General features: G+C 43.1%; 11 protein-coding genes. 2 read left to right on the plus strand and 9 right to left on the minus strand.

Annotation, left to right across the window (positions count from 1 at the left end; all coding sequences use genetic code 11):
• Window positions 1-8: 8 nt before the first annotated feature.
• The 3 genes from LZZ98_RS13900 to LZZ98_RS13910 all read right to left on the minus strand — a co-directional run bounded on the left by LZZ98_RS13900 (window position 9) and on the right by LZZ98_RS13910 (window position 3,274).
• Window positions 9-1,166, minus strand: coding sequence for an 8-amino-7-oxononanoate synthase (locus LZZ98_RS13900; protein WP_237788363.1), 1,158 nt, complete (start codon window positions 1,164-1,166; stop codon window positions 9-11).
• Window positions 1,163-2,458, minus strand: a complete 1,296-nt coding sequence (gene bioA / locus LZZ98_RS13905; RefSeq protein ID WP_237788364.1) for an adenosylmethionine--8-amino-7-oxononanoate transaminase — start codon at window positions 2,456-2,458, stop codon at window positions 1,163-1,165. The genes LZZ98_RS13900 and bioA overlap by 4 nt, the downstream gene beginning before the upstream one ends.
• An 84-nt stretch (window positions 2,459-2,542) precedes the next feature.
• Entirely contained in the window at window positions 2,543-3,274 is a 732-nt protein-coding gene (locus LZZ98_RS13910; protein ID WP_237788365.1) for a hydrolase, read from the minus strand.
• A 194-nt stretch (window positions 3,275-3,468) separates the two neighbouring features.
• Here LZZ98_RS13910 and LZZ98_RS13915 point away from each other — a divergent pair, with 194 nt between their 5' ends.
• Entirely contained in the window at window positions 3,469-3,990 is a 522-nt protein-coding gene (locus LZZ98_RS13915; protein WP_442862719.1) for a peroxiredoxin, read from the plus strand.
• Window positions 3,991-4,126: 136 nt separating this feature from the next.
• On the opposite strand, the gene ftn is transcribed toward LZZ98_RS13915, so the two are convergent.
• Window positions 4,127-4,591, minus strand: a complete 465-nt coding sequence (gene ftn / locus LZZ98_RS13920; RefSeq protein WP_237788367.1) for a heteropolymeric bacterioferritin subunit Ftn — start codon at window positions 4,589-4,591, stop codon at window positions 4,127-4,129.
• Between the two features lie 477 nt (window positions 4,592-5,068).
• Here ftn and LZZ98_RS13925 point away from each other — a divergent pair, with 477 nt between their 5' ends.
• Entirely contained in the window at window positions 5,069-6,136 is a 1,068-nt protein-coding gene (locus tag LZZ98_RS13925; RefSeq protein ID WP_237788368.1) for an SDR family oxidoreductase, read from the plus strand.
• A gap of 42 nt (window positions 6,137-6,178) precedes the next feature.
• On the opposite strand, the gene ligA is transcribed toward LZZ98_RS13925, so the two are convergent.
• The 5 genes from ligA to LZZ98_RS13950 form a co-directional block, all read right to left on the minus strand.
• The gene (ligA, locus tag LZZ98_RS13930) at window positions 6,179-8,212 is read right to left on the minus strand and encodes an NAD-dependent DNA ligase LigA (RefSeq protein ID WP_237788369.1); all 2,034 of its coding nucleotides are present in this window, start codon (window positions 8,210-8,212) and stop codon (window positions 6,179-6,181) included.
• A 91-nt stretch (window positions 8,213-8,303) separates the two neighbouring features.
• A complete protein-coding gene (locus LZZ98_RS13935) occupies window positions 8,304-9,245 on the minus strand; it encodes a cell division protein ZipA C-terminal FtsZ-binding domain-containing protein (RefSeq protein WP_237788370.1) in 942 nt (313 codons plus the stop codon).
• 1 nt (window position 9,246) lies between these two features.
• The gene (gene smc, locus LZZ98_RS13940) at window positions 9,247-12,699 is read right to left on the minus strand and encodes a chromosome segregation protein SMC (protein WP_237788401.1); all 3,453 of its coding nucleotides are present in this window, start codon (window positions 12,697-12,699) and stop codon (window positions 9,247-9,249) included.
• Between the two features lie 10 nt (window positions 12,700-12,709).
• Entirely contained in the window at window positions 12,710-13,405 is a 696-nt protein-coding gene (locus LZZ98_RS13945) for a GntR family transcriptional regulator (RefSeq protein WP_237788371.1), read from the minus strand.
• 348 nt (window positions 13,406-13,753) lie between these two features.
• Window positions 13,754-14,563, minus strand: coding sequence for a sulfite exporter TauE/SafE family protein (locus tag LZZ98_RS13950; protein ID WP_237788372.1), 810 nt, complete (start codon window positions 14,561-14,563; stop codon window positions 13,754-13,756).
• Between the last annotated feature and the right edge of the window lie 255 nt (window positions 14,564-14,818).

Genomic DNA, 14,818 nt, shown 5'->3' on the forward strand with positions numbered 1-14,818 from the left:
GCTAGAACTCACAATAATGCCACCAATTGTTCAAGATCGGTCTGATTGACTTGTGAAGTCAGTGAAATACGCAATCTGGAACTGTGTTTTGGCACTGTGGGCGGACGTACCGGCATAATATAAAAACCGGCCTGTTGTAGCTGCTTGGCCTTTTCCACCGTGCTTTGCGACTCACCAATAATTACCGGCACAATATGTGAAGTAGATGGGCAATCAAAGCCTTTGGCCTGTACCGACTGTTGCAGATTTTGGCTGATCTGTTGCAGATGCTGGCGTTGTTGCTGTAAGTCCAAAACTTTCTGGAAAATAAAATTGCTCCAGGCCATACACATGGGTGGCTGTGCAGTACTAAAAATCAGTGGACGCATGCTATTAATCAGATATTCACGGATAATGGGATGACAGATCAGATATCCTCCGACCGAAGCCATTGCCTTACCAAAAGTTCCGACCAGCAGGTCAATATTATCAATCACGCCATATTGTTCAGCACAACCCAGCCCCTGATCACCGCGTACCCCAATCGCATGTGCTTCATCGACATACAGCATGACTTTAGAAAATTGCTGTTTGATGCGCACCAGTTCAGCCAGATCGGTTTCATCACCATCCATGCTAAAAATGGATTCAGTCACTACAATGATGCGATCAAAAGCCTCATCTGCGTGGTATTGCTGTAAAAGCTGTTGCAGATGCTTCAGGTCATTATGTCGATAACGTACATATTTGGCGGTAGATAAACGAATACCGTCAATCATGCTGGCATGCACCAGTTTATCGGCAAGAATCAGGGTTTTACTGTCACTAAGCGCAGGTAAAATACCGATATTCATGTGATAACCACTGTTAAATAACAGCGCAGCGCGACCATGAAAAGCCTGACTTAAGCTGGCTTCCAGCTGTTCATATTCAGCAAAGTTACCGGTCAGCAAACGTGAAGAAGATGAACTCATTCTGCGCAGCTCATTTGGCGTTTCATCAAAAAATTGTTCACGTAAACTCAAGTCAGAGGCCAAACCCAAATAATCATTGGATGAGAGATTAAGCATCTTATGACCCTGGATTTCAATCATTCGGCCTTGCTGAACATTGGAAGTAAATTGCCGTAAATTGCCCTGCTGTTTTAATTCATCCAGCTTCGTCGCATAGCTCTCCAACAGGCTCATGCCATTTCCTCCTGCATCTGTTTTACGACTTCGACCAGTTGTTGCAACAAGGTATTGAGTTCTACTTCAGTAATGACATAAGGCGGCATTACGTAGACCAGTTTGCCAAAGGGACGAATCCAGATGCCGCGTTGCACAAACTGCTGTTGCAGGGTTTTCATATCGACATTAAATTTCAGTTCAACCACGCCAATCGCCCCCAGCACCCGTACATTCTGCACATAATCGAGCTGTGCCAACGGTTGCAGCTGTTGCTGTAACTGTTTTTCGATGCGTTGAATATTGCTTTGCCAATCTTGTGCCAATAAAACTTCGGTACTTTTTAGCGCTACAGCACATGCCAGTGGATTGGCCATAAAGGTTGGGCCATGCATAAACACACCCGCCTCACCCTGACTGATGGTTTCTGCCACATGTTTACTGGTTAAGGTAGCCGAAAGCGTCATATAACCACCAGTCAAGCCCTTGCCTATGCACATGATATCTGGCTCAACCCCGGCATGTTCCCAGGCAAACAGTTTGCCGGTACGGCCAAAACCGGTGGCAATTTCATCAAAAATCAGCAGCACATTATATTTTTCACACAGCAATTTGGCCTGACGCAAATATTCAGGATGATAAAAATGCATGCCTCCGGCACCCTGCACAATCGGCTCCAGAATTAAAGCGGCAATGCTTTGATAATGTTCAGCTAAAGTTTTTTCCAGTTCAGCAATATCATCTTGATTCCATTCATCATAAAAACCGACTTGCGGTGCAGCAACAAAGAAACGGTTGGGTAAACTGGAGCCAAAAATTTGATGCATGCCTGTGACCGGATCGCAAACTGACATGGCATTCCAGGTATCGCCGTGATAGCCAGACCGCGGCGTGACAAAATTGGTTTTCTGACTTTGGCCTTGTGCAGTCCAAAACTGCACCGCCATTTTTAACGCCACTTCTACCGCGACCGATCCAGAGTCCGCATAGAAAATTTTGTCCAGACTGGGCGGCGTTATTTTTAATAAAAGTCTGCCGAGTTGAATCGCGGGATCATGAGTTAATCCACCAAACATAATATGCGACATGCTTTGCAGCTGATCGGTTATTGCCTTGTTCAGTTCAGGATGGTTATAACCATGAATAGCACACCACCAGGAAGACATGCCATCAATCAATTGCTGTCCATCTTCCAGCTCAATGATTGCTCCATAAGCCTGCTTAACCTTAAAGGTCGGCAATGGATCAGTCATGGAGGTATAAGGATGCCAGATATGCGCAAGATCAAAGTCCAGATCGGTTAACTCGGTCATCCATCACTCCATGCAGATGCTTGAAATCAATTTTTCATGATCTTAAACCTGACGAAAATAAAAAGAAATTGCGAGATAAACCAGTTATCCGTTTATTTGTTCTATTTTCTTTAAAAAATGACAGATTTTGCCAGTTATTATTTCAGCTTCAAACAAAGGAAAACCATGAGAGCCACTCATCAGCTCAGACTCTAAAAACTTTGCATTGAATTCTTGAAAATTTCTTTGAACTTTGTAACTAACTAAAAAATCCTGTTTTGCAAAGACATGCAATTGAGCACCTGAATAGTTTTTCAAGATATCTACATTATTTAACTGTTCAAGACACAATAGACCCTGTTTTAATAGGTCAATAGACTGGGGCTGAATCAAACTTTGTAAAGTGATGAAGTCAGCTTTGGTGGTTGCTGTGCCCTGACACACCATATAGCCAAATTTTTTTAAGGTTGAAATGGCATCCTGCTCAAATGACTGTTTGAACTGCTGAAATGTCGGCTGATCCATTGCCATAGGCCATGTATCATTTGCTACGAAACAGGGATTAGAACCCAAAGTAATCAATACTTTTTCCAGCCCATGCTGCTTTTGAATCTGATCGACCAGAACCGTTGCCAGCTGACCACCCAATGACCAGCCAGCAATTACATCAAACTGGCGGGCCAGTTCGGTTTGCTGCACTAACACCTGCTCATCCAGAGCATTGAAGATATTCCACAGTTCAACCTGATACCCTTGCTGTTCTAAAGCCTGCTTTAAAGGATTGAGCAGTTTGCTGCCACCGCCCCAGCCTGTGATGAGTAAAATACGTTGCTGCAATGTTGACCTTTAAACTTATGCTCTGATTGACTGCAGTATATAAAATTTTATTGCTTTTAAACTGCACCAAATCCACCAAAAAATGATGTACGTCTAATGAAGATTATTTTGTTAGTATTTAAGCATTCTTCCAACAACAAAATATTATGAAAGCTTCTAAAATATGCAAAGCTGGATTGCTGTGGATCAGCTGTATGACTGTATTTTCTCAGTCGGGTTATGCTGAAAACTCCATTTTTTCTAAATCAGAACAGGCCCAAAAACAGTGGGTCGGAAAATCTGCTCCGGCGTTTAAATTGCAGGATCAAAATGGTCAATGGCATTCCTTGAACCAGCACAAAGGCAAATGGGTGGTGTTATATTTCTATCCTAAAGACAACTCTCCAGGCTGTACTCAGGAAGCCAATCAGTTTAAGGCACTCTATCCGCAGTTTATAAAAAATCATGCGGTAGTGCTTGGCGTCAGTCTGGATGATGTGAAGTCTCATCAAAAATTTTCAGAAAAGTTAGCTTTACCTTTTCCTATTCTGGCAGACCACAATCATCAATTGGCAGATCAATTCGGAATTGTCCGTAATCTTGGCATTACTAAAATAGCCAAACGAGAAAGCTTTTTGGTTGATCCCAAAGGAACCATTGTTTACCACTACAATAGTATTAATACACAATCACATGCGGCTCAGGTTTTGGCCGACATTCAAAAGTTTTCTAAATAGATTTTTGCTTATTCAAAATTTCAAAATCTAGGCAGTACGATTTGGCACAAATGATAAACTGGGTTCAAATAATAAAAAATAAAGATATAAAAAAAGCCCGACTATGGTCAGGCTTTCTCTGTCTAAATTTGTAATCTTACATTTGCGATTGAATATAGTTTTGCAAACCAATGAGTTCAATTAAACGAATTTGTTTTTCCAACCAGTAGGTATGATCTTCTTCAGTATCAGACATTTGCTGACGCAGCATCTCACGGGTAACGTAATCGCCTTTTTCTTCGCAAAGTTTCACACCTTGCGCCAGTTTTTCACGCACATGATATTCGAGTTTTAAATCTGCTTTTAAACATGTGACCACATCTTCACCTGTTTCGATGTCATCACGGTTCATATTCGGTGTACCTTCCAGGAATAATACACGGCGAATAATCGCATCGGCATGAGCAGCTTCTTCCTGCATTTCATGGTCGATCCGTTCAAAAATCTTAGTTAAACCCCAATCTTCATACATGCGAGAATGAATAAGATATTGATCACGAGCCGCCAGTTCGCCACCGATCAACATATTTAGATAGTCTACGACTTCTGGATTGCCACGCATTTCAATTACTCCCTACCCTTTTTATAATATTATGGACAAAACCGCCCCTTAATGCAAAATATAAATTATGTAAGTTTATGATTTTTATAAAATTAAAATGAGAAACATACGCATTTGCAGTTTATTTAACAAAACTTTCCATATATAAAATAAGCCTTTGCGTAATTGAAGAAATTTCCACAAGGCTTATTTAAACTGTAAAAGTATATTTTTAAGATTTGTAACGCTTACAAATAGTTCTTATTTCCTCCGCCAATAAAAAACATGAACTTTGCAATACCTGTCTCACTTGACAGGCGTTCAGCAACCCACCCTGCTGGTTTTAAACCAATTAGATACAAGTAGATTATTTATTTATAGGAAATAGAGCATTACCAAGTACAACTTTTAGCTAAAGTAAGCATCAATCAGTCAAAGACACGCCTGTGATTTCACTCTAAGATATGCGCAAACTTAAAAACAACAATGGTTTAACTCATGACGAATCTACAACATAGCACACCCATTCTTGTGACAGGTGCGACAGGCTACATCGCTAGTTGGGTCATTAAAAATTTACTGGAGCAAGGTTATACCGTACATGCTACTGTCCGTGACCTGAACAAAAAGCCAAGCTTTGCACATTTAGATAAAATTGCCGCTAAAACCACGGGCACACTTAAACTTTTTAAAGCCAATCTACTTGAAGCCAATTCATTTGATGAAGCCATGCAAGGCTGTGAAATCGTGTTGCATATGGCATCGCCTTTTGTGGTGAACAACTTTAAAGATGCAATCAAAGACATTATTGAACCTGCTATTTTAGGTACTGAAAATGTGCTGAACAGTGTTAATAAAACCGAGTCAGTTAAACGTGTGATCGTGACCTCAAGTATTGCCTCTACTTATGGAGATGCGATTGATATTCAACACACCGCAAAGAATGAGTTTGATGAGTCGCATTGGAATACCACCAGTTCAGAAACACATCAACCCTATTCCTACTCCAAAGTCATGGCAGAATGTAAAGCATGGGATATGCAAAAAGCACAGCAACGTTGGGACTTGGTCTGTATTAACCCAGCGCTGGTTCTCGGTCCCTCATTAACCGCAAATACCCAGTCAGGCAGTGTAGAAGTGCTGCAACAGTTTGCCAACGGCATGACTTTACTCGGTGTACCGCCGATGTGGAATGGTATCGTGGATGTCCGCGATGTAGCTGATGCACACACTCAAGCTGCTTTTAATCCGGATGCCAAAGGTCGCTACATTATTAGTGGCGGTACGCTGAGCTTACTGGAAATGGGGAAGATTTTACGTCACAACTTTGGTCCTAAATTCCCTTTCCCACGCAACCAGCTCCCGAAAGCGGCTTTCAAACTGTTTGGGCCTTTGGCTGGTTTTTCCAAGTCATTTGTTGAACTGAATATGGGTTATCCAATCTATTTTAATGCCAGTAAAAGTCAGCAGGAACTGGGCATGCAATACCGTAATATTGAAACCAGTTTGGTTGAGCATTTCCAGCAATTACTGGATGATGGTGTGGTGAAAAAGTACATTCCTTAAGCTGTAAAAAAGCCACCTTCGCGGTGGCTTTTTAGTTGAACTTTACATTTGTCCGTATTCAGCCATCAAGCTTAAAAAGTCAGTTTCATTCATCACTTGCACGCCCAGCTTTTCAGCTTTTTCAAGTTTAGAACCGGCTTTTTCACCTGCAACCACGCATTTGGTTTTACTCGACACGCTACCGCTGACACGCGCGCCTAATGCTTGGAGTAACTGTGTCGCTTCATCACGTCCCATACTGCTTAGCGTCCCGGTAACCACCCAGCTCTCACCATTAAGAGGCTGACGTGTAGGTGCAATTGGTGCATCCCAGTGAATGCCGGCTTCAAGCAAACGATTCACCACTTCCAAGTTATGTTCAGCCTGGAAAAAATCGATAATCCATTCAGCGGTAATATCACCGACATCTGGTGTTTTCTTTAAGGCTTCAAGATCGGCAGCTTTGAGGGCATCAAAAGTCTGAAAAGTATTGGCCAGCATGCGTGCTGTGGTTTCACCTACGCCACGAATCCCCAGTGCATAAATGAAGGAAGCCAGCGTGGTTTTCTTGCTGTTTTCAATTGCATCAAACAGGTTCTGAACAGATTTTTCCCCCATTTTTTCAATGCTGAGTAGTTGTTCACGATGTTCATGCAAGCAATAAATATCGGCCACATTTTTCAACAACTCGAGGTGCAATAAAGATTCCACCCAGCGATCACCCAGGCCTTCAATATCCAGCGCTTTGCGCGAAACAAAATGGCGAATCGCTTCAATACGCTGTGCTGCACAGTACAAACCACCTGAACAACGCGCCAAAGCTTCACCTTCCGGCATCACCACCGGCGAATCACAGACTGGACAATTTTCAGGAAGATGGACGGCTACCGCCTCATCAGGACGAAACTCAGGCCAGACTTTTTCCACCTTGGGAATGACATCACCACTACGGTAAACGCTGACCGTATCGCCAATACGGACATCCAGACGGTGGATTTCACCAATATTATGCAAAGTGACATTGGATACCGTTACCCCACCCACTGCAACAGGGTTTAAACGCGCGACTGGGGTTAAAGTACCGGTACGTCCCACTTGCCAGTCAATATTTTCAACCGTAGTTAAAGCGGCAACTGCGGGGAACTTGTACGCTGTTGCCCAACGTGGTTCACGACTCAAGAAACCCAATTGTTTTTGCTGTTTTAAGCTATCCACTTTAATGACCATGCCATCAATTTCAACACTCAAATTCGCACGTTTCGTATTGATTTCTTCATAAGCCTTTTGCACATCCTGAATATTGTCACAAATAAAATGACATTCCCCCACCGCAAAGCCAAATTGGGTGAGCCATTCCAGGCTGGCATACATAGTGGTTTGACCATGATGCGGTTCACACTGCGCAATACCATAAGCATAAAAGGCCAAAGGACGCGAGGCGGCAATATTTGGATCGAGCTGACGCAGACTACCTGCAGCGGCATTACGCGGATTAGCAAAGGTCTTCTCACCTTTGGCTTCATTTTCCGCATTGAGTTTTTCAAAGCCGGCTTTAGGCATCAGCACTTCACCGCGCACTTCTAATAGCGCAGGAACTGAACCTTGAGCAGATGAAAGCACTTTCGGCAAGTTACGAATGGTTTTGACATTATGGGTAATATCCTCACCGGTTTCACCATCGCCACGTGTAACCCCCCGTACCAGCACCCCATTTTCATACCACAGTGAAATCGCCAAGCCATCAAACTTCAGTTCGACATCATATTGAATCTTCTGATTCGGTAAACGCTCTTCGATACGGCGGGCAAAGGCAAACAGATCTTCTTGGTTAAATACATTACCCAATGACAGCATTGGTACCGCATGGGTCACGCTTGCAAATTTAGTCAGTGCTTTGCCGCCAACTTTATTGGTCGGGGTATCCGCTTGTATATATTCTGGGTATTGTTCTTCTAAGGCTTTGAGCTGATGAAAGAGCTGATCATATTCACTATCTTCAATGCTGGGTTGATCCATCACATAATAAGCATGATTATGCTTGGCTAAAATTTGAATCAATTGACGCATTTGCGCTTTGATAGTTGAATCTTGAGTCATTTCTACACCATAAAAAAGGGCGGTCTAGTTCCGCCCTTCACAAATATTTGATCTACTCGCTATTATAGAAATCGAGTCGTCCAGTTTCAAATTAAACTTCTGTACTCTGACCTACACGGTAGTCGATCGCAAAATGACGCCATTGCTCACGCAGTTGTGGCGTAAATTCCTGATTATTCTGATCATACACGGTACCGTCAACTTCACGTGCAATTAAACGTGAAAGACTGTCCATGGTATCAAAGGCATTTTGTACATCACTATGTGGCAAAGCCAGGAAGAAGGCCAAGCCTTTCACCTGTTCAGTGGATAAGGTTTCCAGATCGAAACCGGATGCACCCTCATCGGTAATTTGCAATACCGAGAACAATAACTTACTGCCATCTTCACTATAGCGATGGAAACAGGCCATTTCACCAAAACGCAGACCGTATTTAAGCAAAACTTTTAGGGTTTTTTCCCCTGAAAGTACGCGACGTTCCGGATAAACATTTAAAGCCACAAACTCGGCCGCAGTAGATAATGCACTGGCTTCATCCACGCGTTGCTGTTCGTGCAAGTGTTCATCCAGAATGCTGCTTTCATCTTCAAAGTCTGAAATTTCAGCTTTGTCGATATTGCTGTTCAGGTTAAATTCAGCTGACTCTTGTTCTGCAGTTTTTTCAGCTTGAAGTGTTGACTCCTGTTTCACTTCTGCTGTTGTATCTGCCAGTGTATTTTTTGCTTCTACAGGTTCAACTTGAGCAGTTTCAGATTTTTCAGTTTTTACTTCTGCCTGCTTCGGCTCTGGTTCCTGTTCAGCAGTCTTTTCAGCTAAAGTCGGTTCAACACGTTCTGCTTTTTCAGCTTCTTGGGCACTTTGTAATTGATCACGGACATGGCGAGGAATGACCGGTTGCTGGCTATCTGTATTTACATGAAGTTCTGAATCTAATGAAGGTGCTGCATCCGCAGGTTTTTTAAACAATAACCTTAAACCGAATAACATAATGATAACGGCGATAACAATACCAACAATCGTGGTGACTTCCATTTTATGACTCCGCAACTAAACCGTATTCTTTTGCCTGTTCCAAATCGACAGTGACTAATTTTGAGGTGCCCGGTTCCGGCATGGTAACACCTAACAAATCGGTTGCCATCGTCATTGCAACTTTATTATGGGTAATGTAAATGAATTGAACCTGTTCAGAAAGTTCTTTTACCAGGTTACAAAACCGACCCACGTTTGCATCATCTAAAGGTGCATCCACTTCATCCAGTACGCAGAACGGTGCCGGATTTAAACGGAAGATGGCAAACACCAATGCCAATGCTGTTAATGCTTTTTCACCACCGGACAATAACGCCAGAGAACTGTTACGTTTACCCGGTGGTCTGGCCATTAGTTTTACACCCGATTGCCAGTCATCTTCAAGGCTTAAACTGGCTTCCCCGCCATTAAATACTTTAGGGAACAAGTCTTGCAGTTCATGATTGACCTGATCAAAGGTGGTCATAAACAATTTACGGGTTTCCTGGTCAATGCTCTTCATAGCACCTTGCAATTGATCGACCGTTTTTTCCAGATCTTCAATCTGGTGGCTGAGTTCTTCAAAACGTTTGGATACTTCCTCATATTCTTCAGAAGCCGCCAGGTTGACCGCACCCAGTTTTTCAAAGCGCTGCTGTGCCTGTTCCAGCTGTTTTTGATGTGCGGTCAGATCAATCGTTAAACCGTTAATCACTTCACTATTCAGTGCAGCCAATTGCTCTGAATAATGCTGGAAATCAGATTTGGCTGCTTGCCAGGCCAGACGCTTCTCTTCCAGCTGCCCGCGCAATTTTTCATCTTGCTGCTGGTGCTGATGGCGCTGTTCGGTCAAGTGCTGCTGTTTTTCCTGAATGTTATTCAGTTCTACTTGCCACTCACTCCAGGTTTTTTGCAGTTTCTCGGTGATTTGCGCCTGCTCGTTAAACTGGGATTGCAGTGCCGGCAATTCCAGCTGTACCGGATCGACAAACTTTTTCGCCTGTTCCATTTGCGCAATAATCTGCTGATATTGCGCTTTTGAGAATGAAGCATCTTTTTCCAGTAGCTCAATCTGCTGCTGGGTCTGCGTGGCTTGACGACGCAACAGTTCCAATTCCTGTTGCGCCTGCTGCCAGCTGTGCTGGGTATTTTCCAGCTGTTCACTCAGCTCATCAACCTGAAACTGCATGGTTTTGTAATTGGGTAAAGCCTGCTCCAGTTTCAGATTCAAGGCATGCAAATCAATTTCCAGATCATCTTTCTGCATGGCATCTTCTTCCAGCTGCTCATCCAGTTGTTGTAACTGATTTTGCAATTGTTGCTTTTGTACTGAAAATGCCTGAACCGTGCTTTGTATTTTCGCAATGTTGACATCAAGCTGTTGCAAGGCCTTTTGCTGTAGTTTTAACTGGTCTTGCTGATCTTGAATGTTTTTTTGCAGGCTCTGAGTCTGTTGTAACACGGCTGGCAATTGCTGTTCCGCGGCTTCAAGCTGAGGTAGCTGCTGTGCCAGTGCAGTTTCAATTTCATCTAAACGGATACGATGGCTGAGAGCCCCTTGCCCGGCTTGACTTGCTTCGTCATAAAACAGACCAATTACCCAATCCGCACCGACATGATAGCCATCCAAACTCAAGATAGTCTGACCCATGCTTAATTGAGATTGCAAAGACAAGGCTTGAGTGAGCGTGTCTGCTACAGCAACCTGCTGCCAAATAGAATGCTGCGGTGACTCAATCCAGTCGGCTAAACACGGTAAACCAGCTATCTGCATCCGATCTTGCGAACTATTGCTTTTAAGCTGACGGGCAATACTCTCACTAAAACCAGCATTCGCCTCTAATACTTGTGCAGAAAGCCATTTTGCCAAAAACTTTTCAATCAGATTGGCATGTGCTTTGGCCTGATCTTTCAGTTTCAAGACTTGCATCAACTGTACAGCATCATTCTGAACTTTCGGACTATGCTTAATCAGCAACTGTTCGAGATTTTTCTGTTCCGATTGCAACACATGAATGGCTGACTTCAAACTTGCAGCATCATTTTTTTGCTGCGCGTATTGTGTCTGTGCAAGTTCTAAAGTTTGCTTCTGGGTTTGAATATTGTGTTCTAACTGCTCAATCTGCTGGCTAAGTTGAACTTTTTCATGTTCCAGCTGTTCAATGTCATCTTGCTGATCCTGATTTTGAATCTGCGCTGTTTGCTGTTGCAGGGTTTGTTTTTGCTGCTCGATCCGGGCAATGTTTTTGGCCAGCTGCTCACTTTGCGCCAGCATCTGCATTTTTTGCTGCTGCTGTTTTTCAACCTGGGTTTTTACCAGTTCAAATTGCTGTTGTACCTGTTGCTGTTGCGCTTTCAAGTCACCCAGATTTTGGCTCTGATCCTGCCCCTGACTTTCTTGCTGCTGTAACTGTTCGGTCTGCTGCTCATGCTGAGCTTGCAAAGTTTCAATTCGCAGTTCAATCAGTTGTAATCGCTCTTTGGTCTGTGATTTTTGCTGTTCCAGCTGGCTTAACGTTGTCGAATTTTGCTGGAACAAGGACTGCTTCTGTTCCAGCGTCATTTTTAGTTCAGAGAGTTTCTTTTCAGCCTGTTGCCACTCATTTTGCAGTGGCGTGGACTGCTGAATCAGGCGCTGAAATAACTCACTGGTTGCGGTCAGGTCATGTTCCAGCGTGGTGAGTTCAGAGCGCACCAATTTAAAGTTATCACCCAAGTCGTTCATTTGAAGGGTATATTCTTGCTGTAAGCGGCTGCTTCGCTCACATTGAAAAGACAGCACTTCCACTTTGATGGTGCGAATCTGGGTTTCCAGTTCTTTATATTGAATGGCTGTTTCTGACTGACGTTTTAGGGTTTTCAGCTGCGACTTCAATTCCGCAGCAATATCTTCCAGACGCGATAAATTCTGTGTGGTGTGATCCAGATGCAATAAAGTTTCACGGCGGCGTGCCTGATAGCGTGAAACACCGGCAGCCTCTTCAATAAACACCCGCATTTCTTCAGGTTTGGCATCGACCAGACGGTTAATCATACCCTGTTCGATAATCGCGTAGGAACGTGAACCTAAACCGGTTCCCAAGAAAATATCGGTAATATCACGACGACGACATTTGGTGCCATTCAGGAAATATTCAGACTTGCCATCACGATTAACCTGACGACGTACTGCCAGTTCATTATAGGCATTGTAGGCTCCGCCGAGCTTGCCGTAGGTATTGTCAAAACGCAGCTCAACACTGGCCACCCCGACAGGTTTACGTTTCGCAGTTCCGGTAAAAATCACATCCTGCATGCTGCCGCCACGCAGCTGGCGCGCGCTGGATTCCCCCATCACCCAACGTATGGCATCAATCACATTCGATTTACCACAACCATTGGGTCCAACCACAGCGGTACGATTCGCCTTGAAATGTAAAGTCGTACTATCGGCAAAAGATTTAAAGCCGGAAAGTTTTAAGCTGCTTAAACGCATAATGTCCTGATCAACGTCGTGAACGTCTTGCCCATGCAAGTTCGATTTGTTTCATCCGTGTTAGAGATTCCAACACAAGGTTGCGCAAGTGTCGACAAAAATCGTCCATAAATAAAGTAGCTTGTTGTGATTTTCGGATCAAAACTGCATCAGTCACCAACTTAAACAAATCAAATGATTCCTGTAGCTCACGACGCGAGATATTTAAGGTTAAAAAATAGCTGCGGCGCAGTGAAGGTAACAGTTCCTGATAGACTTTCATTAAGTAGGGATTGCCGACCATTTCATGTTGCCGAGCCAAGCCCTGAAAGATCAGGTCATAGAATTTTTCGGTATGCCCCTGACGGGTTTCTTCCTGCAATTGTTCCAATAAGGCCTGAATTCTTTCAGCTTCATGGCTACGCCAGGTTTCGGCCATGCGTTGCACAATTTGACCACAGAGCAATGCACACAGCTCAAACAAGGCACGTACCTGTTGAGCAGACATTTCCGAGACAATCGCACCACGGCGAGGGTAAATTTCAATCAGCTGCGTACGTTCCAGCAACAGTAGCGCTTCACGTACCGAACCGCGGCTGACATCCAGTTCCGAGGAAATTCGCAATTCTTGAATGCGCTCACCCTCAACCAGTTCACCGCGAATGATTTGTTCACTAATATGCTTGGCAATTTGCTCGGACAAACTGTCCTTTTCTTGTTCTTGCATACTGTTCCTATCTTGTTTTTATAAGATGCAACCAAAGAACTTTGGATAAATCCTGATTGTTACTTGCTTTTTTACTTAATTTTAACTGTAAAAAATATGACATTGTCAGACAATTTTTAAGTCGTTAAAGCCAATATCAATTGGTTATAAAAGAATAGAATAAAACTGTTTCTCCCCTTTTATCATCTATCCTTAGATTAACCTCACATAAGTTATTAATTTTAATTAAAAAATAAATTTCATTTTTTGAGTATTCACATCCTATAAAATAACAGGATGAGCAATACTCAAGTGTGTATGCAAAAAACATAGCACACTTTTTAATCTCTTTTATATCGCTTTTTAAAATTAAAAAAAGGTCGAAAAACCTTGATAAATAAAATACAAACCCACAGTTGCCAATAGACAGGCAAAACATCTTTTCAGCATGGCTGGCGATAACTTATGCGCCACTTTTGCGCCTAATTTCGCTGTCATAAAACTCATGATACTAATACCAATGAAAGCATAGATATGCACATAGCCAATGCTATGCGGTATTTTGGCCTCAGTATTGGAACCAAACCACATAAAGCCCAAAGCGCCGGCAATGGCAATCGGCAAGCCACCTGCGGCCGAAGTCGCCACCGCTTTTTGGATCACCACGCCGTGACGGCTTAAATACGGCACGGTCAGGCTGCCACCGCCAATGCCAAATATGGCAGAAGCAATCCCGATTCCTGCACCCGCCATGATTTGCATACCTTTGGAAGGTAAATGATGGTTAGGGTCAACCGGTTTGCTTGCGCCATTAAACATGGTGTAGGCCACCCAAATAGCAAAAAAACCAATCAATAACTGCAATCCCTGACCTGACAGATAATCTGCAATGCCTGCCCCTAAAAATGCCCCGAATGCCAAACCCGGAGCCAGATTGCGAAATACGTCCCACATCACTGCACCTCTTTTATGATGTGCTGTAATGGAGCTAATAGAGGTCACAATAATGGTGGCCAGGGAAGTCCCCAGAGCCAAATGCATAATCACCGAAGGATCATAATGTAACTGAGTAAAGACGATATAGAGGATGGGAACAATAATCAGGCCGCCACCGACACCAAACAATCCAGCAGCAAAACCCGCCATTGCACCAATCAATAAATATATGATTAATTCCATTCGGTCATTTCCAGCCATTCGTAAATACAAGTAGAGCGTGATATTAGATGAGTTTTACCGTTTTTTCCAAAAAATTAGTAAAATCATTGAATTGTATTTCTTGTCATCATCCATTTAACGCATAATCATCCTATCCATTAAAAGAGCTGTTCTTTCCGGCTCAATTCTGGTTTTGATGATGCATCATTATTTTATGATAAACCGAGTTTGAATAAGGAAGTGGATCGTTTTTTAAAAATTAGCAACGATTTGTAT

It is taken from the genome of Acinetobacter sp. SM34 (assembly GCF_022012365.1).
Classification (GTDB): Bacteria; Pseudomonadota; Gammaproteobacteria; order Pseudomonadales; family Moraxellaceae; genus Acinetobacter.

Excerpts from the sequence above, each read along its gene's own strand:
- LZZ98_RS13900 (WP_237788363.1), bottom strand. The coding sequence starts at position 1,166 with ATGAGCCTGTTGGAGAGCTATGCGACGAAGCTGGATGAATTAAAACAG.
- LZZ98_RS13945 (WP_237788371.1), bottom strand. The coding sequence starts at position 13,405 with ATGCAAGAACAAGAAAAGGACAGTTTGTCCGAGCAAATTGCCAAGCAT.
- ligA (WP_237788369.1), bottom strand. The coding sequence starts at position 8,212 with ATGACTCAAGATTCAACTATCAAAGCGCAAATGCGTCAATTGATTCAA.
- LZZ98_RS13950 (WP_237788372.1), bottom strand. The coding sequence starts at position 14,563 with ATGGAATTAATCATATATTTATTGATTGGTGCAATGGCGGGTTTTGCT.
- LZZ98_RS13925 (WP_237788368.1), top strand. The coding sequence starts at position 5,069 with ATGACGAATCTACAACATAGCACACCCATTCTTGTGACAGGTGCGACA.
- ftn (WP_237788367.1), bottom strand. The coding sequence starts at position 4,591 with ATGCGTGGCAATCCAGAAGTCGTAGACTATCTAAATATGTTGATCGGT.
- bioA (WP_237788364.1), bottom strand. The coding sequence starts at position 2,458 with ATGACCGAGTTAACCGATCTGGACTTTGATCTTGCGCATATCTGGCAT.
- LZZ98_RS13915 (WP_442862719.1), top strand. The coding sequence starts at position 3,469 with ATGACTGTATTTTCTCAGTCGGGTTATGCTGAAAACTCCATTTTTTCT.
- smc (WP_237788401.1), bottom strand. The coding sequence starts at position 12,699 with ATGCGTTTAAGCAGCTTAAAACTTTCCGGCTTTAAATCTTTTGCCGAT.
- LZZ98_RS13935 (WP_237788370.1), bottom strand. The coding sequence starts at position 9,245 with ATGGAAGTCACCACGATTGTTGGTATTGTTATCGCCGTTATCATTATG.